The sequence below is a fragment of the Streptomyces griseocarneus genome (assembly GCF_014655595.1).
In the GTDB taxonomy this organism is placed as follows: domain Bacteria; phylum Actinomycetota; class Actinomycetes; order Streptomycetales; family Streptomycetaceae; genus Streptomyces; species Streptomyces griseocarneus.
On the sequence record NZ_BNBL01000001.1, the window covers coordinates 1,455,134 to 1,477,589 of the forward strand.

The 22,456-nt window shown below is 73.3% G+C and carries 20 protein-coding genes and 1 pseudogene; 11 read left to right on the forward strand and 10 right to left on the reverse strand.

Annotation, left to right across the window (positions count from 1 at the left end; genetic code table 11):
- Nucleotides 1–14 precede the first annotated feature (14 nt).
- The 7 genes from IE295_RS05840 to IE295_RS05870 all read right to left on the reverse strand — a co-directional run bounded on the left by IE295_RS05840 (nt 15) and on the right by IE295_RS05870 (nt 5,817).
- The gene (locus IE295_RS05840) at nt 15–716 is read right to left on the reverse strand and encodes a B3/B4 domain-containing protein (RefSeq protein WP_190062309.1); all 702 of its coding nucleotides are present in this window, start codon (nt 714–716) and stop codon (nt 15–17) included.
- A gap of 67 nt (nt 717–783) precedes the next feature.
- Nucleotides 784–1,422: a pyridoxamine 5'-phosphate oxidase gene (gene pdxH / locus IE295_RS05845; protein WP_190062310.1), complete on the reverse strand. Its 639-nt coding sequence runs from the start codon at nt 1,420–1,422 to the stop codon at nt 784–786.
- Between the two features lie 89 nt (nt 1,423–1,511).
- Complete coding sequence (locus tag IE295_RS05850; RefSeq protein WP_190062311.1) at nt 1,512–2,768, reverse strand: diaminopimelate decarboxylase; 1,257 nt, start codon at nt 2,766–2,768, stop codon at nt 1,512–1,514.
- Nucleotides 2,769–2,957: 189 nt separating this feature from the next.
- Nucleotides 2,958–3,575, reverse strand: a complete 618-nt coding sequence (locus tag IE295_RS05855) for a phosphoribosylanthranilate isomerase (protein ID WP_190062312.1) — start codon at nt 3,573–3,575, stop codon at nt 2,958–2,960.
- Between the two features lie 81 nt (nt 3,576–3,656).
- Nucleotides 3,657–3,926 carry a DUF1876 domain-containing protein gene (locus IE295_RS05860; RefSeq protein ID WP_190062434.1) on the reverse strand — a complete coding sequence of 90 codons (270 nt, stop codon included), beginning with the start codon at nt 3,924–3,926 and terminating at the stop codon, nt 3,657–3,659.
- A gap of 58 nt (nt 3,927–3,984) precedes the next feature.
- Nucleotides 3,985–5,280 carry a phosphoribosyltransferase family protein gene (locus IE295_RS05865; RefSeq protein WP_190062313.1) on the reverse strand — a complete coding sequence of 432 codons (1,296 nt, stop codon included), beginning with the start codon at nt 5,278–5,280 and terminating at the stop codon, nt 3,985–3,987.
- A gap of 123 nt (nt 5,281–5,403) precedes the next feature.
- Nucleotides 5,404–5,817: an HIT family protein gene (locus IE295_RS05870; RefSeq protein ID WP_190062314.1), complete on the reverse strand. Its 414-nt coding sequence runs from the start codon at nt 5,815–5,817 to the stop codon at nt 5,404–5,406.
- Between the two features lie 111 nt (nt 5,818–5,928).
- Between IE295_RS05870 and IE295_RS05875 the strand changes: the two genes are divergently transcribed.
- From IE295_RS05875 to IE295_RS05910, 8 genes are all read left to right on the forward strand, one after another.
- The gene (locus IE295_RS05875; protein WP_190062315.1) at nt 5,929–6,693 is read left to right on the forward strand and encodes a DUF72 domain-containing protein; all 765 of its coding nucleotides are present in this window, start codon (nt 5,929–5,931) and stop codon (nt 6,691–6,693) included.
- Nucleotides 6,694–6,821: 128 nt separating this feature from the next.
- On the forward strand, nt 6,822–7,145 hold the full coding sequence (locus IE295_RS05880) for a plasmid stabilization protein (protein ID WP_190062316.1): 324 nt from the start codon (nt 6,822–6,824) through the stop codon (nt 7,143–7,145).
- Between the two features lie 105 nt (nt 7,146–7,250).
- Nucleotides 7,251–8,486: a cytochrome P450 family protein gene (locus IE295_RS05885; RefSeq protein WP_190062317.1), complete on the forward strand. Its 1,236-nt coding sequence runs from the start codon at nt 7,251–7,253 to the stop codon at nt 8,484–8,486.
- 63 nt (nt 8,487–8,549) lie between these two features.
- The gene (gene zwf / locus IE295_RS05890; protein ID WP_190062318.1) at nt 8,550–10,028 is read left to right on the forward strand and encodes a glucose-6-phosphate dehydrogenase; all 1,479 of its coding nucleotides are present in this window, start codon (nt 8,550–8,552) and stop codon (nt 10,026–10,028) included.
- Nucleotides 10,025–10,768 carry a beta-phosphoglucomutase family hydrolase gene (locus tag IE295_RS05895; RefSeq protein ID WP_190062319.1) on the forward strand — a complete coding sequence of 248 codons (744 nt, stop codon included), beginning with the start codon at nt 10,025–10,027 and terminating at the stop codon, nt 10,766–10,768. Before zwf ends, IE295_RS05895 begins: the two co-directional genes overlap by 4 nt.
- Nucleotides 10,765–13,131: a glycoside hydrolase family 65 protein gene (locus IE295_RS05900; protein ID WP_190062320.1), complete on the forward strand. Its 2,367-nt coding sequence runs from the start codon at nt 10,765–10,767 to the stop codon at nt 13,129–13,131. Before IE295_RS05895 ends, IE295_RS05900 begins: the two co-directional genes overlap by 4 nt.
- Before the next feature lie 91 nt (nt 13,132–13,222).
- Nucleotides 13,223–15,247 carry an NADPH-dependent 2,4-dienoyl-CoA reductase gene (locus tag IE295_RS05905; RefSeq protein ID WP_190062321.1) on the forward strand — a complete coding sequence of 675 codons (2,025 nt, stop codon included), beginning with the start codon at nt 13,223–13,225 and terminating at the stop codon, nt 15,245–15,247.
- A 32-nt stretch (nt 15,248–15,279) separates the two neighbouring features.
- A complete protein-coding gene (locus tag IE295_RS05910) occupies nt 15,280–15,885 on the forward strand; it encodes a PadR family transcriptional regulator (protein ID WP_190062322.1) in 606 nt (201 codons plus the stop codon).
- Between the two features lie 12 nt (nt 15,886–15,897).
- On the opposite strand, the gene IE295_RS05915 is transcribed toward IE295_RS05910, so the two are convergent.
- Nucleotides 15,898–17,127 (reverse strand): FUSC family protein, encoded by a 1,230-nt coding sequence (locus tag IE295_RS05915; RefSeq protein WP_190062323.1) that lies wholly within the window; start codon nt 17,125–17,127, stop codon nt 15,898–15,900.
- 81 nt (nt 17,128–17,208) lie between these two features.
- Nucleotides 17,209–17,763 (reverse strand): sugar O-acetyltransferase, encoded by a 555-nt coding sequence (locus tag IE295_RS05920; protein ID WP_190062324.1) that lies wholly within the window; start codon nt 17,761–17,763, stop codon nt 17,209–17,211.
- Between the two features lie 70 nt (nt 17,764–17,833).
- Here IE295_RS05920 and IE295_RS05925 point away from each other — a divergent pair.
- The 3 genes and pseudogenes from IE295_RS05925 to IE295_RS05935 all read left to right on the forward strand — a co-directional run bounded on the left by IE295_RS05925 (nt 17,834) and on the right by IE295_RS05935 (nt 20,439).
- Nucleotides 17,834–18,488 (forward strand): annotated as a pseudogene (locus tag IE295_RS05925) (PhzF family phenazine biosynthesis protein).
- Between the two features lie 136 nt (nt 18,489–18,624).
- The gene (locus IE295_RS05930) at nt 18,625–19,767 is read left to right on the forward strand and encodes an NADH:flavin oxidoreductase (protein ID WP_190062325.1); all 1,143 of its coding nucleotides are present in this window, start codon (nt 18,625–18,627) and stop codon (nt 19,765–19,767) included.
- Between the two features lie 36 nt (nt 19,768–19,803).
- A complete protein-coding gene (locus IE295_RS05935) occupies nt 19,804–20,439 on the forward strand; it encodes a CGNR zinc finger domain-containing protein (protein WP_190062326.1) in 636 nt (211 codons plus the stop codon).
- 30 nt (nt 20,440–20,469) lie between these two features.
- Here IE295_RS05935 and IE295_RS05940 read toward each other — a convergent pair whose 3' ends face one another.
- Nucleotides 20,470–22,320 (reverse strand): glycoside hydrolase family 15 protein, encoded by a 1,851-nt coding sequence (locus IE295_RS05940; protein WP_190062327.1) that lies wholly within the window; start codon nt 22,318–22,320, stop codon nt 20,470–20,472.
- Between the last annotated feature and the right edge of the window lie 136 nt (nt 22,321–22,456).

Below are 22,456 nucleotides of genomic sequence, written 5' to 3' on the forward strand. Positions count from 1 at the left end.
CCACGGCCGCGTGGTCACGCGTGGGGGAATTCCAGCCTGCGCTCGCCGGAGCCGAGCATCCGGGCCCCGGCGACGCGCACGCCGGCTTCGGACAGGGCGGCGGTCAGCTCCCGCTCCATCGCCGCCAGGTCCTGCGGCGCCGCCGTGTGCAGGGCCTCCGCCACGATCAGCACGCGGTCGGTGCCCGCCGAGACGACGGACCGGGCGCTCTGCCGGAACGTCCAGCGCCGCGAATGCGCGTGTCCCCCCGCGTCGGTGAAGACGATCTCGCCCGGCGCGGGATGCTCGACGCCGCCCTGGAACGTCTCGTACCGCTCGGACCCGTCGGCCGGGCGGACCGTGATCCCGTCCGTGACCCTGGCGCAGTCGAACACCGCGATCGGGATCGCGAAGGACATCGAGACGAAATTGAGGTAGTCGACGAGCGGATGGAATCCCGGCAGGTTCCGCTCCTTGCGGTAGCGGCGCAGCAGGGCCTCAGCGGCGCAGCGGTACTGCGTCGGTTTGAGGCCCATTTTCGAGAAGGCCTCGCGCCATGCGGCGATCTCGGGCATCTCGGATTCGGCGTGCGCCGCCAGCCGTTCCTCGACGCGGGGGGCCAGCCGCTCCTGACGGGCGGGGTCGTCCTTCATGCCGAGTACGTTGTCGACGGCCAGGGTGAGCGCCCTCAGCTGCGGATGGGCGGTCCAGACCGCGTCGGCATGGGTGAAGTACATAGAGCTGTCCCTGGTTCTTTCCGGTGCGATGGATTGCTGTGCGGTGGAACGTGGTGAGACGGATGGCTCATGGATAGAGGTGTCCCCGGCCCCAGGGGCCGTCGGGCCTTTCCCTGGTGAAAACGAGCCGGTCGTGGAGGCGGAACGGCCGCTCGGTCCAGAACTCCAGGGAGACGGGCACGATGCGGTAGCCGGCCCAATGGGGCGGGCGCGGCACCTCGCCCGAGCCGAAGCGCGCGGACGCGCGGGCCACGGCCGCCTCGAGCTCCGAGCGGTCCGCGAGGGGGCGGGACTGCAGGCTGGCCCAGGCGCCGATGCGGCTGTCGCGGGCGCGGGAGGCGAAGTAGGCGTCGGCCTCGGCGTCGGTGGCGGGTTCCACCGGGCCGCGGAAGCGCACCTGCCGTCGCAGGGACTTCCAGTGCAGGACACCGGCGGCGCGCATGGCGTCGGCGAGCTCGGTGCCCTTCGCCGAGCGGGTGTTGGTGTAGAAGACGAAGCCCCGGGAGTCGAACCCCTTGAGCAGCACCATGCGCACGTCGGGGAGCCCGTCGGCGTCCGTGGTGGCCAGTGCCATGGCGTTGGGGTCGTTGAGCTCGGCGGCCTCGGCCTCGCCGAACCATTGGGAGAAGAGGGTGAAGGGTTCCTCGGCGCCGGCCCCGGACGGGGCGGCGGCGTGCGGGGAATCGGTGGCTGACGATCGCTGCATGGAAGTGGTCCTCGCTGGAGGGCGTGGTGGCCGGCGATGACGTTCCGCGGGGACGGCGGTGGTCCGCACGCGGAGCGGCGGAAGGAGCGCTAGCGCTTCACTTCCCGCTTCTCGTCCAGGAGATGGCGCCACTTGTCGAGGTCGTCCCCGCGCGAGGTGACCAGGTGGGCGGTCCCGGCGGCGTCGACGAGGACCTCGGCGGCCGGCGGAATGTTGAGGAACTCCATGTGCTGGGTCGCGCAGTACGCCCCGACGTCGAGGATCAGCAGGTGGCTGCGGGCGTCGACGCCGGCGGGTACCCAGTACTCACCGGGCAGGATGTAGTCGTGCCGCAGGATGCTGCGGCCGCGCAGCGCGGCGCTGGTGCCGCCGGTGCCGGGCGTCGCCGGGATCTCCGCCATGGCCTCGTCCAGGAAGACCACGTTGTGGCGCCGGTCGCGCAGCTGGGCCGACGGCATCAGCATGCGCGACCCGTCGGTCACCACGAGGCTGCCGACCGAGTTGGTGATCACGTCGCGCTCGACGCTCAGCAGGAGGGCCCCGGTGTCGGCCAGGACGTCGCGGGCCGGCTCGAAGAGGAACTTCACGTGCCCGGGAATGTTCATCCGGTCCGCGATCTCGCGCAGCGCGCGGAAGTACTCGGCCCAGTCGAAGTGCTTCTCCGACTCCTCCCAGCTCTCGTAGACGAAGCCGTGGCCGCCCGCGAAGTTGATGGCGCGGGCGGTGGGGAAGTGGGTGTTGAAGATCTCGAACTGCTTCTCGATGATGTCGATCATCGCGTCGCGCGAATTGCCGCTGCCGCAGTAGACCTCGAAGCAGTCGAGCTCACGCCCGTGCTCGGCCAGCAGGTCGGCCAGCCGCTTGAGTTCGCCGTACTTGATGCCCGGCTTCCCCGAGTCGAGGCTGTCGATCCGGACGCTGATCGAGGGGGCCTTCGTCCGCAGCGAGTACGCGATCTCGTCCAGGCTGGACAGGAACGTCGGGCAGCCGGTGCGGTCCCAGAACGCTATCTCCTCGTCGGCGACGTGGCCGGGGGAGACGATGAAGCGGTCGAACCCGAACCGCTTCAGCAGGCGGTACTCGCTGGGTAATTGCAGCAGTATTCCCACGCCCGCGTCCCGCAGCGGCCGCAGCACATGGGGATTGGAGTTGGGAAAGAAGGGGACGTACAGTTCGACCCGTTCCCCGAGCCCGACCGCCCCGGCCGCCTCGGTGATGCGGCGGACGTTCTTCAGGATCTGCGCTTCGCTGTAGACAAAGACGGGTGTTCCGACTTGTTCAGCGATCAGCTGAAGATCGATCGAGCCGATCCAGGAACGGGTCAGCTTACAGTCGCTCTCGTTCATGTGCCCTCTGTTCTGTGGTCGCGGAAAAGTGCGCCGTGCTCAGGGGGTGCAAAAGAGTGCGGTTCGATGCGCGCGCGTCATGCGCTGCGCTGCGATGGGATCGTCAGTGCGAATGCCAGACGAATGTTCGGCCGATGGCTGGCGGCTCGAAGTCTACATGCGCGGCGGGCCAGTTGGCAGCGACTGGCGTCAGAAGGACTCCGCCGCGCGGACGGCCTCGACGAAGGACCTGATCAGGGCGGGATCCTTGACACCGCGACGGGACTCCACGCCGCTGGAGACGTCCACGCCCCACGGCGCGGTGGTCCGTACGGCCTCGCCCACGTTCCGCGGGGTGAGGCCGCCGGCCAGCAGCCAGCGCCCGGCCGGGGGAGTGAAGCCCTCGGCCCCCCAGTTCCAGGGCACGCCCGCGCCCGGGGCCGGGGCGTCGAGCAGCAGGAGGTCCTCGCCCAGTTCGCCGCAGCGCGGGGTCCGTCCCTGGGACGAGGTGGCGCGGATCAGCGTCCACCCCTGCGGACGCAGGGCGTCGTAGTGCTCCCGGCCCTCGTCGCCGTGCAGCTGGACGGCCCGGACCCCGGAGGCCAGCGCCAGCGCGCGGACCTCCTCCACCGGCTGCCCCCGGAAGACCCCCACGGTCAGTACGTTCTCCGGAACCCGCAGGGCCAGCCGCCGGGCGGTCTCCGCGTCCACCGTGCGCGGGCTGTCGGCGAAGACGAAGCCGATCGCGTCGGCTCCGGCCCCGACCGCGGTGTCCACGTCCCCTTCGGTCCGCAGCCCGCAGATCTTGATGAACAGTGGCGTCGTCACGCGCCCAGCGTACGCCCGGCCCTCCCGGAGCCGGTGGGAGGGCCGGGCCCGTGCGGTCGGCCGGTGGTCGCGGCCGGCCGGTCAGTGGCTCAGGTGCGCGTCCTCGTGCATGACCTCCTTGATGTCGTCCCCCGCCTTGCCCAGCAGCTGCTCGGCGAGCCCGTTGAGGGCACGGGCCGCCGCGACCTCCTCGCCGACGCGCTGCTGGCGGCGGTCGTCGGGGTGGCGGTTGGCGATGCCCTGCGCCGCGAGCTGCGAGCCGTCGTGCATTCTCAGCCGCACGTCGGCCTGCGTGGTCGCGTCGATCTCGCGGAACTCCATCTCGATGTTGCAGTCGACGATCGTCTCCATGGTGATCACCAGCGCTCTGTCGGCTCGGTCGCTCGGTCAGGTCGGTCGGTCAGGTCGGTCAGGTGGGTCGGCTCGGTAGGTGCCGGGTGAACCAGTCGCGGGCGAGATCCGCGACGGCGTCCAGGGCCCCGGGCTCCTCGAAGAGGTGGGTGGCCCCGGGGACGACGGCCAGTTCGTTCTCGCAGCGCAGGCGCCCGGCCGCCTGCCGGTTGAGGTCGAGCACCACGTCGTCGTGGCCGCCGACGATCAGGAGCGTGGGCGCCCGGACCTCCTCCAGCCGCTCCCCGGCCAGATCGGGACGGCCACCGCGCGAGACCACGGCGGCGACGCCGTCACCCGCCTCCGCCGCGGCCCACAGCGCGGCGGCCGCGCCTGTGCTCGCCCCGAAGTAGCAGACCGGCACGGTCTCCCGGCGGCGCAGCCAGCCGGTGACCTCGGTCAGCCTGCGGGCGAGGGGTTCGACGGCGAACACGTTCGCCCGGTCCTCCTCCTCCAGCGGGGTGAGGAGATCGAACAGGAGCGTGCCGAGCCCGGCGTCGTTGAGGGCCCGCGCCACCGCGCGGTTGCGGGGGCTGAGCCGGCTGCTGCCGCTGCCGTGCGCGAAGACCACCAGCCCCGGCGCCCCCGGCGGCATCGCCAGGTCGCCGGCGAGCGTCACGGCCCCGCCGTCCACCGGGAGCTTCAGGGGCCCGCCGTGGGCCTCGCCGCCGCCGGCCGCCTCCTCGGCGTTCCGGCGCAACAGCTCGACGACCTCCTCGTCCGAGGTCTGGGTGAAGTCGTGGTACCACTCGCCGACCGCGGAGAAGGCGGCCGGGGTGCTCAGGCACACCAGCTCGTCCACCTCGGCGCGGAAGGACGCGGCCGCGTCCGGCGGCGCCACCGGCACGGCCAGGACGACCCGGGCGGCTCCCTGGGCCCGTACCACCTGGCAGGCGGCCGCCGCCGTGGCGCCGGTGGCGATGCCGTCGTCGACCACGATCGCCGTGCGCCCCTCGAGCGGGACGCGCTCGCGCCCGGCGCGGAACTGCTCTGCGCGCCGGGAGAGTTCCGCCTCCTCGCCGCGCTCCACCTCGGCCAGGTCGTCCTCGTCGACCCGGCTCATCCGGACGATGTCGTCCCGGATGACGCGTACGCCGCCCTCGCCGATGGCGCCGAACCCCAGCTCGCGGTGGTACGGCACGCCCAGCTTGCGGACGAGGACGACGTCGAGGGTCGCGCCCAGGGCGTGCGCCACCTCGAAGGCCACGGGAACGCCGCCGCGCGGCAGGCCGAGGACGACGGGACGCTCGCCGCGCAGGTGCCCCAGCCGCTCGGCCAGGCGCCGGCCGGCGTCCACCCGGTCGATGAATCGCATGATCCACCTCTGGCCCCGGGGCCCGGCTCCGGAAGGCTCCGGATGACGAGGGAAGCCGTACTTCCAATATGACGGCGTTCGGGGGGATAGTCCACATGGTCCGTACGGCCGGACAGGGGTGGTCTAGTCCTCCAGCTCCGCCCGCACCCGGGCCGCCACCTCCGCCGCCTCCTCGTCCGAGGCGTAGCGCGTCCGCGGCCAGAAGAAGCCCCGCAGGCCGTCCTTGCGGTCGCGCGGCACCACGTGCACGTGGAAGTGCGGCACGGACTGGCTGACCCGGTTGTTCGCGGCCACGAACGACCCGGCGGCGCCCATCGCGCGCTCCACCGCCCCGGTGATCCGCCGCACCCGGCCGAACAGCGGCCCCACCTCGGCCGCGGGCAGGTCCGTGAGCGTCTCGGCGTGCAGCCGCGGCACCACCAGCACATGGCCGGGAAACAGCGGCCGGGCGTCCAGGAAGGCCACCGCCGCCTCGTCCTCGAAGACCCGGTGCGCCGCCACCTCGCCCGCCGCGATCGCGCAGAAGACACAGTCCACGGCCCCAGTGAACCGCCCTCGCCGCCGGGCAGCACGCCCCGCGCCCGGCAACCGGCTGGAATCGCGCCCCCGCCCGTGAACCGCCCGCGCCGCCCGGGCACCGATCCTCCCATGCCCCTCCTCGTCGGAACCTCCGGATGGCAGTACAAGGACTGGCGCGGCGTCCTCTACCCCGCCGACCGGCCGCAGCGGCTGTGGCTGGAGGAGTACGCCGGGCACTTCGCGACCGTCGAGAACAACAACGCCTTCTACCGGCTGCCCGCCGAGGACACCTTCGCCGACTGGCGCGAGCGCACCCCCGAAGGCTTCGTGATGGCCGTCAAGGCCAGCCGCTACCTCACCCACATCAAGCGGCTGCGCGACCCCGAGGAGCCGGTCGGGCGGCTGATGCGGCACGCCGCCGGGCTCGGGGACAAGCTGGGCCCGGTGCTGCTGCAGCTGCCGCCCACGCTCAAGGCGGACCCCGCGGCGCTGGACGCCACCCTGGCCTGCTTCCCCGCCGGCACCCGGGTGGCCGTCGAGCCACGGCACGCTTCCTGGTGGACGGACGGGGTACGCGAGGTACTGGAACACCACGGTGCCGCGCTGTGCTGGGCCGACAGGGACTCCCGCCCCGTGACGCCGCTGTGGCGCACGGCGGACTGGGGGTACGTGCGGTTCCACCACGGCAGGGCCCGCCCCTGGCCCCGCTACGGCAGCGGGGCGCTGAACAGTTGGGCCGGCCGGCTGGCGGATGCCTGGCCGGACCGCGCGGAGGTGTACGTCTACTTCAACAACGACCCCGGCGGTGCCGCCGTCCACGACGCGGCCGGCTTCGCGCGCGCCGCCGGACGGCTGGGACGCACCGTGAGCCGGACCCCGGACCCGCCCGGCTGAGCCGGGCGCCCCGACCGGCCGCCGCCGCCCTGCGGCACCGCGGACCCCGTGCGAGGGTGGGCCTCGCACGGACGATGCCGGGTGCGTACGGACGCCGGTACGCACCCGGGTGAGCGAAGGAGCACCGGATGCCCAGGGGATCCAGCCCGAAGCGCGAGCGGCAGTACGAGCACATCAAGGACAGCGCGCGCGAGCGCGGCGAGAGCGAGAAGCGCGCCAAGGAGATCGCGAGCCGGACGGTCAACAAGGAACGCGCCCGGGCCGGCGAGTCGAAGACCGCCAGCCGCAGCTCGCTCCAGGACATGTCGTCCTCCGAGCGGGGCGGCCGGCGCTCCCACTCCGGAGCCAAGGGGCCGACCAAGGAACAGCTCTACAACGAGGCCCGGCAGAAGAACATCCACGGCCGCTCGGACATGACCAAGGACGAGCTGAAGAAGGCCCTCGGCCGCTGAGGACGCCGCGCGCCCGGCCCGTTGTGGGAACCGCACAACCGGACCCGGGCAGCCCTGCTCCGCCCCCACCGCCGGAACCGGTCGTTCATCGGTGAGGATGTGCAGGTGCTCGATCACCTGAACCCCGCGGACCCCGGCTTCGCGCGCGACCCGTACCCGTACTACGCGCGCCTGCGCACCCAGGGCCCCGCGGCGCGGGTGCCCCTGGCCAACGGCACGCACGCCTGGCTCGTCACCGGCTACGACCAGGCCCGGGCGGTCCTGGCCGACCCGCGCTTCTCGAACGTGCCGCCGCAGGGCGCGGGCCGGCCCCGGCCCGACTCCCCGGCCCGGCGCGCCCGCGGCTGCCTGGCCCGGCACATGCTCAACTCCGACGCCCCCGACCACACCCGGCTGCGCCGGCTGACCACCGCCGCCTTCACCCCGCGCCGGGTGGACGCCCTGCGCCCGCGCATCGAGCACCTGGCCGACGGCCTGGTGGCCGAGCTCGCCGGCCGGCTGGAGAGGGAGGGGACCGCCGACCTGGTGGACGGGTTCGCCTTCCCGCTGCCCGTCCTGGTCATCGGCGAGGTGCTGGGCGTGCCGGAGGCCGACCGGGCGGACCTGCGGGAGTGGACGTACCGCGTCGGCTCGCCCGCCGACGCGCTCGAGCCGGGCGCCGTCGACGAGGCGTGGACACGGCTCCACGCGTACTTCACCCACCTGATCGGCCACAAGCGCCGGGCGCCCGGCGACGACCTCTTCAGCACGCTCGTGCACGACGCGAGCGAGGGCGGCCTCGACGACGACGAGCTGCTGGCGATGGCGTTCCTGCTGCTGTTCGCCGGCTACGAGACCACGATGAACCTCCTCGCCTCGGCGTCGCTGATGCTGCTCACGCACGAGGAGGAACTGGCCGGGGCGCGCCGCGGCGGCCCCGGGAGCTGGGCCGCCGTGGTCGAGGAGACCCTGCGCCACGGCAGCCCCCTGGAGGGCACGACGTGGCGGCGCACCACCGAGCGGGTCGACCTGGGCGGGGGAGCGGTCATACCGGCCGAGGACTCCGTCCTCGTGGTCCTCGCCGCCGCCAACCGCGACCCCGAACACTTCCCCGCCCCCGACGACTTCCGGCCCGCCCGCTACCTGCCGTCGGACCGGCGCGCCGCCCCCCACCTGGCCTTCGGGCACGGACCGCACTTCTGCCTCGGCTCGCGCCTGGCCCGCCTGGAGGCGGCCGTCGCGCTGCCCCGCCTCTTCGACGCCCTGCCGGGCCTGGCGCTCGCCGCCGACCCCGCCGGGCTCCCCTACCGGCCTGGCCTGCTGGTCCGCGGCCCGCGCCGGGTGCCCGTGCGCCGGCGGTGACGCGGCGGCGCCGAACGGCTCAGGCGAATCGCGCACCGGCGACCGCTGCCCGAAGGTTGGGGTGTGAAGGCCAACCGGACCTCGCGGGGCGCCGCCACCCCCGACGACCACGTCGTCGTCCTCTTCGGCGCCACCGGCGACCTCGCCAGGCGCAAGCTGCTGCCCGGGCTGTTCCGCCTCGCCCAGGCGGGCCTGATGCCCGCCGGCTACCGCGTCGTCGGGTCGGCGCCGGCGGCGGCCGCGCTGAGCGACGAGGCGTTCCGGGCCCACGCCAGGGACGCCGTCGCCGAGTTCGGCGGGGGCGAGCCGGACGGGCCCCACTGGGAGCGGTTCGCGGACGCCCTGAGCTTCGGCGCCGCCGACCCGGACGAGCCCGGGCCCCTGGTCGCCGCCGTGCGGGCGGCCGAGACGGCACTCGGCGGCAGCCCGCGCAGGCTGTTCCACCTCGCCGTGCCGCCCAGCGCCTTCGCCTCCGTCATCGGCACCCTCGGCGACACCGGACTGGCCGAGGGCGGCCGCGTCATCATCGAGAAGCCCTTCGGCAGCGATCTCCCCTCCGCCCGGGCCCTGGACGAGACCGTCCACGCCGTCTTCGACGAGTCCCGGGTCTTCCGCATCGACCACTTCCTCGGCAAGGAGTCGGTCGACAACATCCTCGCCCTCCGCTTCGCCAACGGCCTCTTCGAGCCCGTCTGGAACCGCGACCACATCAGCCACGTGCAGATCGACGTCCCCGAGACCATCGGCATCGAGGGCCGCGCCGGGTTCTTCGAGGAGACCGGCACCTTCCGGGACATGATCGTCACCCACCTGTTCCAGGTGCTCGGCTTCGTCGCCATGGAGCCCCCCACCTCCCTCGGCGCGAAGGCCCTGCGCGACGAGAAGGACAAGGTCTTCCACTCGCTGCGGCCCGTCGAACCGGACCACGTCGTGCGCGGCCAGTACGAGGGCTACCGCTCCGAGCCCGGCGTCGCCCCGGACTCCGACACCGAGACCTTCGTCGCCCTGCGCGCCGAGATCGACAACTGGCGCTGGGCCGGCGTCCCCTTCCACCTCCGCTCCGGCAAGGCCCTCGGACAGCGCCGCCAGGTCGTCACCCTCCACTTCAAGCGGCCGCCGCTGCGGATGTTCGACGCCGCGCACCGGAGCGGAGGCGAGCGCGGCAACGCCCTCGTCGTCGACTTCGACGACCCGGGCTGGATCGCCGCCGACTTCCTCGCCAAGGAACCGGGACCCGCCATGCGGCTGGGCCCCGCGCGCATGACCTTCCGGTACGCCGACTCCGTCCAGCGACAGAACGGCCTGGAGGGCTACGAACGGCTGATCCTCGACGCCATGCTGGGCGACCAGTCCCTCTTCACCCGCTCGGACGGCATCCAGCGGCTCTGGGAGGTCGCCACCCCGCTCCTGCGCTCGCCGCGCGCGGTGGAGCCGTACGCCCCCGGATCGTGGGGACCGGCGTCCGCCGACGCGCTCGTCGCCCCGCACCACTGGTACCTGCCGGACATGGCTTCCGACGAGCCGGGAAGCGGAACATCATGACCACACTCGGCCTTCCCGACGACATCCACGCCTGCCTGTTCGACATGGACGGCGTCCTCACCCGGACGGCCACCGTCCACGCCGCGGCGTGGAAGGAGACGTTCGACGACTTCCTGCGCCGGCGCGACGGCGCGGACTTCCGCCCCTTCGACGCCCACGCCGACTACGACCAGTACGTGGACGGCATGCCCAGGGCCGACGGCGTGCGGTCCTTCCTCGCCTCCCGGGGCATCGAACTGCCCGAGGGCGCGGACGACGACCCGCCCGACCGGGAGACCGTGCAGGGCCTCGGCAATCGCAAGAACGCCCTCGTCCTGCGGAAGATCGAGGAGCTGGGGGTGGAGGCCTTCCCCGGCTCGGTCCGCTACGCCGAGGCCGTCCGCGCGGCCGGGCTGCGGCGCGCGGTGGTCTCCTCCAGCGCCAACTGCCACGCCGTGCTCGTCGCGGCGGGCATCGACGACCTCTTCGAGGTCCGGATCGACGGGCTGGTCGCCGCGGAGCAGCACCTTCCGGGCAAGCCCCACCCGGACACCTTCCTCGCCGCCGCCCGCGCCCTGGGCGTGCCCCCCGACCGGGCCGCCGTCTTCGAGGACGCCCTGGCCGGCATGGAGGCGGGCCGGGCCGGGGAGTTCGGCTTCGTCGTCGGCGTGAACCGGGCGGACCAGGCCGAGGCGCTGCGCCGGCACGGCGCGGACGTGGTGGTGGACGACCTCGCCGACCTGCTGGGAGAAGCCTCGTGATCACTCATCCGGCCTACATGGTCGAGCCCTGGTGCCTGCGCGAGACCGAGCTCAACCTCGACGTGCTCTCGCAGAGCGAATCGGTCTTCGCGCTTTCCAACGGCCACGTCGGCTGGCGCGGCAACCTCGACGAGGGCGAGCCGCACGGCCTGCCCGGCACCTACCTCAACGGCGTGTACGAGTTCCGGCCGCTGCCGTACGCCGAGGCCGGCTACGGCTACCCGGAGTCCGGGCAGACGATCATCAACGTCACCAACGGCAAGCTGATCCGCCTCCTCGTCGACGACGAGCCCTTCGACCTGCGCTACGGAAAGCTGCACAAGCACGAGCGGGTGCTCGACTTCCGCACCGGGCTGCTGCACCGCACCGCCGAGTGGACCTCGCCGAGCGGGCGCAGCGTGCGCGTCCGTTCCAGCCGGCTGGTCTCCTTCACCCAGCGCGCGATCGCGGCGGTCTCCTACGAGGTGGAGCCGCTCGACGGCGACGTGCGCATCGTGGTCCAGTCCGAGCTGGTCGCCAACGAGCAGATGCCGCTCACCGGGGGCGACCCCCGCGCCGCAGCGGTCCTGGAGTCGCCGCTGGCGGTGGAGCAGCACGCCGCCCACGGGCCGCGCATCCGGCTGCTGCACCGCACCGAGCACAGCGGCCTGCGGCTGGGGGTGTCGGCCTCGCACGTCGTCAGCGGCGGCGAGAAGACCGAGATGTCCTCCGAGAGCAGCGAGAACCTGGCCCGCTTCACCATCACCACGCGGCTGCGCTCCGGACAGCGGCTGCGGGTGGAGAAGTTCGTCGCGCACGGCTGGTCGGCGATGCGGTCGGCGCCCGCGGTGCACGACCAGGTCGACGCCGCCCTGGCCGCCGCCGTCAGCACCGGCTGGCAGGGCCTGGCCGACGAACAGAGCGGCTACCTCGAGGACTTCTGGTCCCGCTCGGACGTGGAGGTCGACGGTGACGCGGAGATCCAGCAGGCGGCGCGCTTCGCCCTCTTCCACGTCCTTCAGGCCGGCGCGCGCGGCGAGGCGCGGGCCCTGCCCGCCAAGGGGCTGACCGGTCCCGGCTACGACGGGCACTGCTTCTGGGACACCGAGACGTTCGTCCTGCCGGTGCTGACCTACACCGCGCCCCAGGCCGTCGAGCAGGCCCTGCGCTGGCGCTACAGCACCCTGCCCGCGGCGCGCGAGCGGGCCCGCCAGCTCGGGCTCCAGGGCGCGGCCTTCCCCTGGCGGACGATCAACGGCGACGAGTGCTCGGGCTACTGGCCGGCGGGGACGGCAGCCTTCCACATCAACGCCGACATCGCGGACGCCGTCGTGCGCTACACCAAGGCCAGCAACGACGAGGCCTTCGAGAAGGAGGTCGGGCTGCCGCTGCTGGTGGAGACCGCCCGGCTGTGGCGCTCGCTCGGCCACCACGACCACCACGGCGACTTCCACATCGACGGGGTGACGGGCCCGGACGAGTACAGCGCCATCTCGGACGACAACACCTATACGAACCTGATGGCCCAGCACAATCTGCAGGAGGCCGCGGCCGTCGTCGAACGCCACCCGGACCTCGCCTCGCTGCTGGGCGCGGACGACGAGGAGGCGGCCGCCTGGCGGGACGCCGCGACGCGCATGACGCTGCCGTACAACCCCGAACTGGCGGTGCACGAGCAGTCCGAGGGCTTCACCCGGCACCAGCTGTGGGACTTCGCCCGCACCCGCGACGACGAGTACCCGCTGATGCTCCACTTCCCCTACTTCGACCTCTACCGCAAACAGGTCGTCAAGCAGGCGGACCTCGTCCTCGCCATGTGCCTGCGCGGCGACGCCTTCACCCCGGAGGAGAAGGCCAGCAACTTCGCCTACTACGAGCAGCTGACCGTGCGGGACTCGTCACTGTCCGCCTGCGGGCAGGCCGTCATGGCGGCCGAGACCGGCCACATGCGGCTGGCCTACGACTACCTGGGCGAGGCCGCGATGATGGACCTCTCCGACCTGGAGGGCAACACCCGCGACGGCATCCACATCGCCTCGCTCGCCGGCACGTGGTTCGCCCTCGTCATCGGCTTCGGCGGGATGCGGGAGTACGACGGCCTGATCGCCTTCACCCCGCGGCTGCCCGAGCAGCTGGGCCGGCTCGCCTTCACGGTGCAGTTCCGCGGCCAGCGCCTGCGGGTGGAGATCACCGGCAGCACCGCGACGTACACCCTGCTGGACGGCAAGGCCCTGGAGATCCGCCACTGCGGCGAGCGCCTGCGGGTCACCTCCGACGCGCCGGAGTCCTGCCAGGTGCCCCCCATCCCCACCGGTCCCGCTCCCGAGCAGCCGGCCGGCCGGGCCCCGGCCCGCCGCGGCCGCGCGCTGGGCCACGAGTCGTAGGTGCGGCCCGGCGGATCTTTTGCAACTAGTTGCATAAAGGTCCGGGGTGCTCTAGAACTGGTGCGACGAGAACTGCGCGAGGAGGCGCTGGATGAGCGCGTCGTACCCCCACCTGATGAGCCCCCTGGACCTGGGCTTCACCACCCTGCCCAACCGCGTCCTGATGGGCTCGATGCACGTCGGCCTCGAAGAGGCCCCGGGAGGCTTCGCGCGCATGGCCGCCTTCTACGCGGCCCGCGCCCGGGGCGGCGCCGGCCTCATCGTCACCGGCGGCATCGCCCCCAACGAGCGCGGCCGGCCCTACGAGGGCGGGGCCAAGCTCACCACCGAGGCCGAGGCCGACCGGCACGCCGTGGTGACGGAGGCCGTCCACCGCGAGGGCGGCAGGATCGCGATGCAGATCCTGCACTTCGGCCGCTACGCCCACCACGCCGGCCTCGTGGCCCCCAGCGCCCTCCAGGCCCCCATCAGCCCGTACGTCCCGCACGCCCTCACCGACGACGAGGTCGAGGAGACCATCGAGGACTACGTGCGGGCCGCCGCCCTCGCCCGGCACGCCGGCTACGACGGTGTGGAGATCATGGGGTCCGAGGGCTACCTGATCAACGAGTTCGTCGCCGCGCCCACCAACCGGCGCACCGACCGGTGGGGAGGCGACTACGAGAACAGGATCCGCTTCCCCGTCGAGATCGTCCGCCGGGTGCGGGAGCGCGTCGGGACCGACTTCATCATCGTCTACCGCCTGTCGATGCTGGACCTCATACCCGGCGGGTCCTCCCTCGAGGAGGTCGTCACCCTCGCCCGGGAGATCGAGGCCGCCGGCGCCACCCTCATCAACACCGGCATCGGCTGGCACGAGGCCCGCATCCCCACCATCGCCACCTCCGTACCGCGCGGCGCCTTCACCTGGGTCACCAAGAAGGTCATGGGTGCGGTCTCCATCCCCCTGGTGACCGGAAACCGCGTCAACACCCCCGAACTCGCCGAGCGGCTGCTCGCCGAGGGCCGGGCCGACATGGTCTCCCTGGCCCGTCCCCTCCTCGCCGACCCCGACTTCGTCGCCAAGGCCCGGCGCGGCGAGGCCGACGCCATCAACACCTGCATCGGCTGCAACCAGGCCTGCCTCGACCACACCTTCAGCGGGAAGATCACCTCCTGCCTGGTCAACCCGAGGGCCTGCCACGAGACGGAACTCGTCCTCTCTCCCACCCGTCGGCGCAAGCGCGTCGCCGTCGTCGGCGCCGGCCCCGCGGGCCTGGCCGCCGCCGTCACCGCGGCCGAACGCGGCCACGCCGTCACCCTCCTCGACGCCGCCGACGAGATCGGCGGCCAGCTCCGCCTCGCCCGCCGGATCCCCGGCAAGGAGGAGTTCGACGAGACCCTGCGCTACTTCCGCGGCCGGCTGCGCGCCCACGGCGTCGAGGTCCGCCTGGGCACCACCGCCACCGCGCAGGGCCTGGCCGACGGCGGATACGACGAGATCGTCCTCGCCACCGGCGTCACCCCCCGGACCCCCGCCGTCGACGGCATCGACCACCCCAGCGTGGTCGGCTACCGCGACATCCTGCGGGGCACCGCCCGCGCCGGCGCGTCCGTCGCCGTCCTCGGCGCCGGCGGCATCGGCTTCGACATCGCGGAGTTCCTCACCGACGAGGGCGACGCCGCGAGCCTGGACGCCGAGACCTTCAGCCGGCAGTGGGGCGTCGACACCTCCTTCCAGGGACGCGGCGGCCTGCGGGAGCCACAGCGGCGCAAGCCCGCGCGCACCGTCCACCTCCTGCAGCGCAAGACCACCAAGGTGGGCGCCGGGCTCGGCAAGACCACCGGCTGGATCCACCGCACCGAGCTCAAGCACCGCGGCGTCACCATGCTCGCGGGCGTCACCTACCGCCGCATCGACGACGAGGGCCTGCACATCACCGTCGACGGCGCCGACCGCGTCATCGCCGTCGACACCGTCGTCGTGTGCGCCGGACAGGAACCCCTGCGGGACCTGTACGAGCAGCTGTGCGAGAAGGGCCACCGGCCCCACCTCATCGGAGGCGCCGACGTCGCCGCCGAACTCGACGCCAAGCGGGCCATCCTCCAGGGCACCCGGCTCGCGGCCGCCCTGTGAGGACCCGAGGACGGCGAACCTAGGATGACGGCATGTCCCTCGCGCACGCGATCCTCACCGCCCTGCTCGAAAAGCCGTCCTCGGGGCTGGAGCTGACCCGCCGCTTCGACAAGTCGATCGGGTACTTCTGGCCGGCCACCCACCAGCAGATCTACCGCGAGCTGAAGAAGCTGGAGGAGGCCGGCCACGTCCACGTGCTGCCGGCCCGGCGGCCGGAGCGGGGCCAGAAGAAGGAGTACGAGGTCCTGCCCGCCGGCCGGGCGGAGCTCACCGCGTGGGCGTCCGCCGGCCAGGACCCCCGTCCCGTCCGCGACGCGCTGCTGCTGCGCCTGCGCGCGGCGGCGGTCGTCGGCGGCCACGGCCTCGAAGACGAGCTGCGGCGCCACCTCGCCCTGCACCGCCGGCAGCTGGAGGAGTACCTCGCCATCGAGGAACGGGACTTCGCCGGGGACGGGCGGGGGGACGGGCGCGGGGACGGCGGCGAAGAACGCGACGCCGGTGAAGAGCGCGGCGGCGACGCGGACGCGCGGCGCCTGCGGCACCTGGTGCTGCGCGGCGGGATCGGCCTGGAGAGCTTCTGGATCGCCTGGCTCACCGAGGCCCTCGAGGGACTGCCCGACGCACTGCGCACGGCCTGAGGACGCCCGCCCCTACTTGCGGCTGCTCCGGCGCCAGCCGTAGCCGCTCCTGCGCAGCCGGCGCCTGACGCTCGAGAGCACCGGATGCCGGTCCTGCTGCTCGCGGGAACAGCGGTCGAGCTCCTCGGCCAGGCGCTCGGTGCGCTTCTCCACGTCCAGCTCGTCCAGGATCCGGTCGACCTCGGCCAGCAGCGCACCGTGCAGCTGCCACTGGCGCGGATGGCGCCGCACCTCGTCCAGCAGGAGCAGCGCCGCACGGTCCCGGCTCGCGCGCCCGGCGGCCAGCTCCCGCACGAGCCGGTCCTCGGCCTCCTCGGCGTTGGCGGTGACCTGCGTGGTGATCAGCACGGCGAAGGCCTGGACCGCGCGCCCGAGATGGTCGAACACCTCCTCCAGGGCCGCCGCCACGTCCGGCACGAACAGCGTCTCCTCCCTCCGCTCCTTGGCGAGGTCGGTCAGCGTGCGGCAGATGACCCGCAGCACCACCGCCGCGATCTCCAGCGCGTCCAGGCCCGTGCGCAGCACCACCCGGAAGAGCAGGCCCTCCTTGACCCGCGGGTTGAGGCGCAGACTGTCCTCCGCCTGCCGCAGCGCGGCGTCCACCTGCACGATGTCGTGGTCCAGCCGCCGGGCCTGGTGCAGCCGGGCCGCGGCCTCCTCGACCGTGGTGTGCCCGGTGACCTCCGCCCCGACCTGGTGCAGCAGCCGCCGCATGCGGCGGGCCAGCTGCTCGATGGCCTGGCCCGCCGGCTGCACCCACACCGGCGGCACGAACAGCACGTCGAACAGCAGGCCCACCACCGCGCCGATCAGGGTCTCCAGCACCCGGTCCCAGGCGGTCTCCGCCACCCGGGTCACGCCCAGGACGAGCATGGCGCTGATCGCCACCTCGGGAACGAATTCACCCACTCGTACGAAGCGCCCGATGACCAGGGACGCGAGGATGATCAGCCCCAGGCTCCACCAGGTCAGGCCCACCAGCGCGCTGAAGCCGATGGCGATCAGCACGCCGGCCACGACGGAGTTCACCCGGCGGATGCCCGTGGTCAGGGTGGAGTAGAGGGTGACCTGGACGACGAGCAGCGCCGTCAGCGGCGCGGTCAGGGGCGCCGGCTCACTGCTCAGCTGCAGGGCCGCGACGTAGGAGATCACCGCGGCCAGCGTGGAACGCACCGCCTGGACGACGGCGGGTTCCCTGCCGCGGCGGACCAGGGTGGTCAGGGGATCGGGGAATTCGGGCACCCAGTGCGTGTTCCCCCCGGGCGGGGCCCGGGACACCGCGCCGTCACCGAGGTGGAGTAGCGGGACGCCGTGCCCCGGCGGTCACAGCGCGCGGACGACCCGCGCAGGGTTGCCGACGGCCAGGACACCGGCCGGCAGGTCCCGGGTGACCACCGCTCCGGCACCGACGACCGTGTCGTCGCCGATGGTCACCCCGGGGCAGACGATCACCCCGCCGCCCAGCCAGACGTTGTCGCCGACCGTCACCGGCACGGCCTTCTCCCAGCCCGCACGGCGGCGCCCGGCGTCCAGCTCGTGAACGGGCGTCAGGATCTGGACGCCCGGGCCGATCTGCGCGTCGGCGCCGATGGTGATGGGCGCCGCGTCGAGGAATACCGCGCCGAAGTTGACGAACGTGCCCGCGCCGATGCGGATGTGGTAGCCGAAGTCGCAGTGGAAGGGCGCCCGGATCCGCACCCCTTCGCCGACCGAGCCCAGCAGCCGCCGCAGGACGGCGTCGCGCCCGGCGGGGTCGGCCGGGCCGGGCGCGTTGTACGCGGCGCACAGCTCGACCCGGCGCGCGGTGTCCTCGGCCAGCTCCGGATCGTCGGGGACGTACCACTCTCCGGCCAGCATGCGCCGTTTGTTCTCGCCCATCGCCTCTCCCTCCGCCCCCGGTACGCTCCCCGAGCCCGGACGGCCCGTCAAGGACTGCTTGAATCACCGGATGGACGAGATCGCGGTGGTACGGGTGTTCGTCGGGCCGGACGGCGAGGGCGGCAACCCGCTCGGGGTGGTCATGGACGGGCCGGCGGTGCCGGACGCGCGGCGGCGGGGGGCTGGCCGCCCGGCTGGGCTTCAGCGAGACGCTGTTCGTCGACGACGCCCCGCTCGGCCGCGTGGACATCCACACGCCCGCCGGCCGGCTGCCGTTCGCCGGCCACCCCCTGGTCGGCGTGTCCTGGCTGCTGCGCCGCCAGGGACGCGCGGTGGACGTGCTGCGCCCGCCCGCCGGAGAGGTGCCCACCTGGGAGGAGGGGGAGACCACCTGGATCCGGGGACGGGCGGAATGGGCGTCCGGGCGGCGCACCGAGCGGCTCGCCACGGCGGCCGACGTCGAGGCGCTGCCCGCCCCGCCGCCCGGGGAGGGCTGGCTCTACGCGTGGGCCTGGGAGGACGAGGCGGCGGGAGCGGTGCGGGCCAGGGGATTCCCCCGGCGCGGCGACGGCATCGTGGAGGACGAGGCCACCGGCGCCGCGGCCCTCACGCTGACCGCCCGGCTGGGCAGGTCGCTGGTGATCCGGCAGGGCGCCGCCTCACAGATCCTGACGCGGTATCACCACGACGGGACGGTGGACCTCGGCGGCCGGGTCGAGAAATAACTGTCAGACAGTCACCTCTGTTGCCCAGGGGTGAAGAAGCACAGAAAACAGTGGTCGTGCTCGGGAATGCGACGCAACCCAAGCTGGTTACGGCTATGTCATTGGCTTGACGTACCGAGCAAAGGACCACCACACCATGGCGACGACGACACCGACGACCCCCGGCACCGCGCTGCCCTCGCGCGCCGCGCGCCTGCTGGGCCGGCCCTTCACCCTCGGCGACCTGACCGTGGGCAACCGCGTGGCGATGGCGCCGATGACGCGGCGCTTCTCGCCGGGCGGAGTGCCCGGCGAGGACGTCGCCGCGTACTACGAGCGCCGCGCGGCCGGCGGCGTGGGCCTGATCATCACCGAGGGGACCTACGTGGCCCGCGACGCGGCGGCGGCGTACGACCGGGTGCCGCACTTCCACGGCGAGGAGGCCCTCGCCGGCTGGGCCCGCGTGGCCGAGCGGGTCCACCGGGCCGGCGGCCGCATCATGCCCCAGCTCTGGCACACGGGCGTGGCCCGCACCGACGACATCGCGCCGCTGGGAGTGCCGGCCGACACCCCCTCCGGGGTCGGCCTCGACGGCAGCCCGCACGGCAGGGCGATGACGCAGGCCGACATCGACGCGGTCGTCGAAGCCTTCGCGCGGGCCGCCGCGGACGCGGAGCGCGTCGGCTTCGACGGCGTCGAACTGCACGGCGCCCACGGCTACCTGATCGACAACTTCCTCTGGCAGCGCACCAACAGGCGCGCCGACGCCTACGGCGGGGACGAGGCGTCCCGCGCCCGCTTCGCGACGGAGATCGTCGCGGCGGTGCGTGCCGCCGTGTCGCCCGGCTTCCCGGTCGTCTTCCGCTTCTCGCAGTGGAAGACCGACCACTACGACGCCCGGATCGCCGGGACCCCGCAGGAGCTGGAGCGCATCGTCGCCCCGCTCGCGGAGGCGGGCGTGGACGCCTTCCACGCCTCCAACCGACGCTACTGGCTGCCGGAGTTCGAGGACGGCGACCTGAACCTGGCGGGCTGGACGAAGAAGCTCACCGGCAAGCCGTCCATCACCGTGGGATCGGTGGGCCTGGACACGGCGTTCGCCGGCGGGCGCAACGGCCCCGAGCACATCGGCACCACGGGCATCGAGCCGCTGCTGGACCGTCTCGAGCGCGACGAGTTCGACCTCGTCGCCGTCGGGCGGGCGCTGGTCTCCGATCCCGAGTGGGCCGCCAAGGCGCTCACCGGCCGGCTCGAGGAGGCGGTCCCGTACAGCAAGTCGCTCCTCGGGACACTGGTGTGAGACCCGCACGCTGACATCCCGGAAGGACACCCCACCATGGCGACCTGGCCCGCGACCGCACGGTACGGACTCGAGGCGGCCCCCGGCGGCCTCGCGCTCGTCCAGGACCTGCTCAATACGGTCGCCGTGGACGGCTCCGGACACGGGGACCTCCTCGCCGGCCCCGAGGAGGCGCGGGCCTGGGCCGAGGCGGCCGGCGCGGGCTGGACGGCCGTCACCGGCCAGCCCGTGCCGCCGGTGGCCCTCGACGCCGACGGCCTCGAGGAGCTGCGGGCCTTCCGCGACGACCTCCAGCGGACGACCTCTCAGGCGTTGTGGGACGGGCCCGGGGACGGGGCGGGGCCCGTCCCCCTCGTCCTGCACTGCACGGCGGCGGCGTTGCAGCTCGGCGAGGACGGCGTCGTCCGCCTGGAGCCGCGTGGCGCGGGCTGGCGGCGGCTGGCCTCGCTCGTCCTGCTGGCCGCCTTCGAGGCGCAGCGCGCCGGCACCCGGCACCGCCTCAAGACCTGCCGCGCGCCGCGCTGCCCTGTCGCCTTCTACGACCGCTCGCGCAACAACAGCGGCGTCTGGCACGAGGTGAAGGTCTGCGGCAACGCGGCCAACCTGCGGGCGTACCGGGCCCGGCGCCGGGCCCAGGAGGCCCAGGAGGCCCAGGAGACCCAGGAGGCCTAGGGACCGCCCTGGGGCGCGTTTGCCGCGCCGTCACACCGGGCGGCAGTGCCGCGCGGCCGCGTTGCGGTGGGAGGTGACGGCGCGGTCGAGGTTGGTCGCGGCGCTGATCAGAGCGAGGTGGGTGAAGGCCTGGGGGAAGTTGCCCAGGGCCTCGCCGGCGGGTCCGATCTCCTCGGCGAACAGCCCGAGGTGGTTGGCGTGCGTGGTCATCTTCTCGAAGACGTAGCGGGCCTCGCCGACCCGGCCCGCCCGGGCGAGGGCCTCGACGTACCAGAAGGAGCACAGGTTGAACGTCCCCTCCCGGTCGGGGAAGCCGTCCGTGCCGTCGGGCTCGTAGCGGTGGACGAGGCTGTCGCTCACCAGCATGCCCTCCAGCCGCCGCACCGTGGACAGGAACCGGGGGTCGGACGGTCCGGCGAACTTCACCAGCGGCATGATCAGGAGTGACGCGTCCAGCGTGGAGCCGTCCGCGTACTGCACGTACGCGCCCAGGTCCGGCACGTAGCACCGGTCCTGGACGAACCGGTAGGCGGCCGCGGCCGCGTCGCGCCAGCGCTCGACGGGGGCCGGCATGCCGCGGTGGCGGGCGATGCGCATCGCCCGCTCGAAGGCGACCCAGGTCATCAGCGCGGAGTAGGTGAAGCGCCGGCGGCCGCCGCGGTTCTCCCAGATCCCGTCGTCGGGCTCCTCCCAGTGCTTCTCCAGCCAGTCGAGCTGCCGGCTGAGGGCCTCCCACAGCTCGTAGGAGATGGGCTCGCCGTGCTTGTTGTAGAGGTAGACCGAGTCCATCAGCTCGCCGTGGATGTCGAGCTGCAGCTGCTTGGCGGCGGCGTTGCCGATGCGCACCGGCCGGGAGCCGCGGTACCCGCACAGGTGCTCGAGGACCGTCTCCGGCAGGTCCGGCCGGCCGTCGATGCCGTAGAGCACCTGCAGCCCCGTGTCCGGCGGGGCCTCGACGCAGCGCCGGTGGAGCCAGTCGGTGAACGCGGCGGCCTCCTCCGTGAACCCCAGCCGCATCAGCGCGTAGAGCGTGAACGCCGCGTCGCGCACCCAGGTGTAGCGGTAGTCCCAGTTCCGGCCGCCGCCGAGCGACTCGGGCAGGGAGGTGGTCGGCGCCGCGACGAGGGCGCCGGTGGGCTGGTGGACGAGGAGCTTGAGGACGAGGGCCGAGCGCTCGACCGCCTCGCGGTAGCGCCCCTGGTAGCTGGAGCGGCGCAGCCAGCCGTCCCAGTAGCGCAGCGTGTCGTCCAGCAGCCGCGCGGCCTCCTCGCCGTCGATGGGCCGTATCTCGCCGCCCCACTGGGCCGCCAGCACCAGCGTCTGGCCCGGCTCGAGCACGACGGTCGCCGTCGCGGCGTCGCCGTCGGCGCGCAGCGGTACGGACGAGCGCAGCACCAGCGTGCCGGCCGGTCCGCCGAAGACGGCGCCGACGCCCTCGACCACGGTGACCTCGTGCGGCGCCCGGGCGTAGTCGAACGCCGGGCGGCAGTACACCTCCACGACCGCGCTCCCGCGCACCATCCGCACCTGCCGGATGATCTGCCGGACGTCCGAGGGCGGGTACAGGGGGTGGTCGGGCACCATGAAGTCGTACAGCTCGGCGACGGCCCGCTGGCCGAGGAACCGGGTCAGCAGCACATTGGAGTCCGGCAGGTACATCTGCTTGGTCCGCTCGACCTCGCGCACCCGCACCGAGAACGTGCCGCCGCGCCCCGCGTCGAGCAGCGAGCCGAAGACGGACGGGGCGTCGAACCGCGGCAGACAGCACCAGTCGATCGTTCCGTCGACCCCCACGAGCGCCACGGTGTGCAGATCACCGATGACGCCGTGGTCCTCGATCGCCGGATAGTCCCCCTGCCGGCCCCCGGTGTCGTGCTTCATGGCCGGTCCCCTCTCGGTGGGACACGCGACACCTCCCGTTATACCTCCGCGCCCGCCCGGGGGCCCGCGCTAGGGCGTGTCCGCAAAGTCAGGGGAGCCATAGTCGTAGGCAGGCGAGGGTGACCATGGCCTGGTA

What these genes read in the sequence shown, in the direction of transcription:
- pdxH (WP_190062310.1), bottom strand. Translation starts at nt 1,422, where the DNA reads ATGCAGCGATCGTCAGCCACCGATTCCCCGCACGCCGCCGCCCCGTCC.
- IE295_RS05875 (WP_190062315.1), top strand. Translation starts at nt 5,929, where the DNA reads ATGCCCCTCCTCGTCGGAACCTCCGGATGGCAGTACAAGGACTGGCGC.
- IE295_RS05880 (WP_190062316.1), top strand. Translation starts at nt 6,822, where the DNA reads ATGCCCAGGGGATCCAGCCCGAAGCGCGAGCGGCAGTACGAGCACATC.
- IE295_RS05865 (WP_190062313.1), bottom strand. Translation starts at nt 5,280, where the DNA reads ATGCGATTCATCGACCGGGTGGACGCCGGCCGGCGCCTGGCCGAGCGG.
- IE295_RS05940 (WP_190062327.1), bottom strand. Translation starts at nt 22,320, where the DNA reads ATGAAGCACGACACCGGGGGCCGGCAGGGGGACTATCCGGCGATCGAG.
- IE295_RS05910 (WP_190062322.1), top strand. Translation starts at nt 15,280, where the DNA reads ATGTCCCTCGCGCACGCGATCCTCACCGCCCTGCTCGAAAAGCCGTCC.
- IE295_RS05920 (WP_190062324.1), bottom strand. Translation starts at nt 17,763, where the DNA reads ATGGGCGAGAACAAACGGCGCATGCTGGCCGGAGAGTGGTACGTCCCC.
- IE295_RS05850 (WP_190062311.1), bottom strand. Translation starts at nt 2,768, where the DNA reads ATGAACGAGAGCGACTGTAAGCTGACCCGTTCCTGGATCGGCTCGATC.
- IE295_RS05895 (WP_190062319.1), top strand. Translation starts at nt 10,025, where the DNA reads ATGACCACACTCGGCCTTCCCGACGACATCCACGCCTGCCTGTTCGAC.
- IE295_RS05840 (WP_190062309.1), bottom strand. Translation starts at nt 716, where the DNA reads ATGTACTTCACCCATGCCGACGCGGTCTGGACCGCCCATCCGCAGCTG.
- IE295_RS05935 (WP_190062326.1), top strand. Translation starts at nt 19,804, where the DNA reads ATGGCGACCTGGCCCGCGACCGCACGGTACGGACTCGAGGCGGCCCCC.
- IE295_RS05930 (WP_190062325.1), top strand. Translation starts at nt 18,625, where the DNA reads ATGGCGACGACGACACCGACGACCCCCGGCACCGCGCTGCCCTCGCGC.
- IE295_RS05860 (WP_190062434.1), bottom strand. Translation starts at nt 3,926, where the DNA reads ATGGAGACGATCGTCGACTGCAACATCGAGATGGAGTTCCGCGAGATC.
- IE295_RS05905 (WP_190062321.1), top strand. Translation starts at nt 13,223, where the DNA reads ATGAGCGCGTCGTACCCCCACCTGATGAGCCCCCTGGACCTGGGCTTC.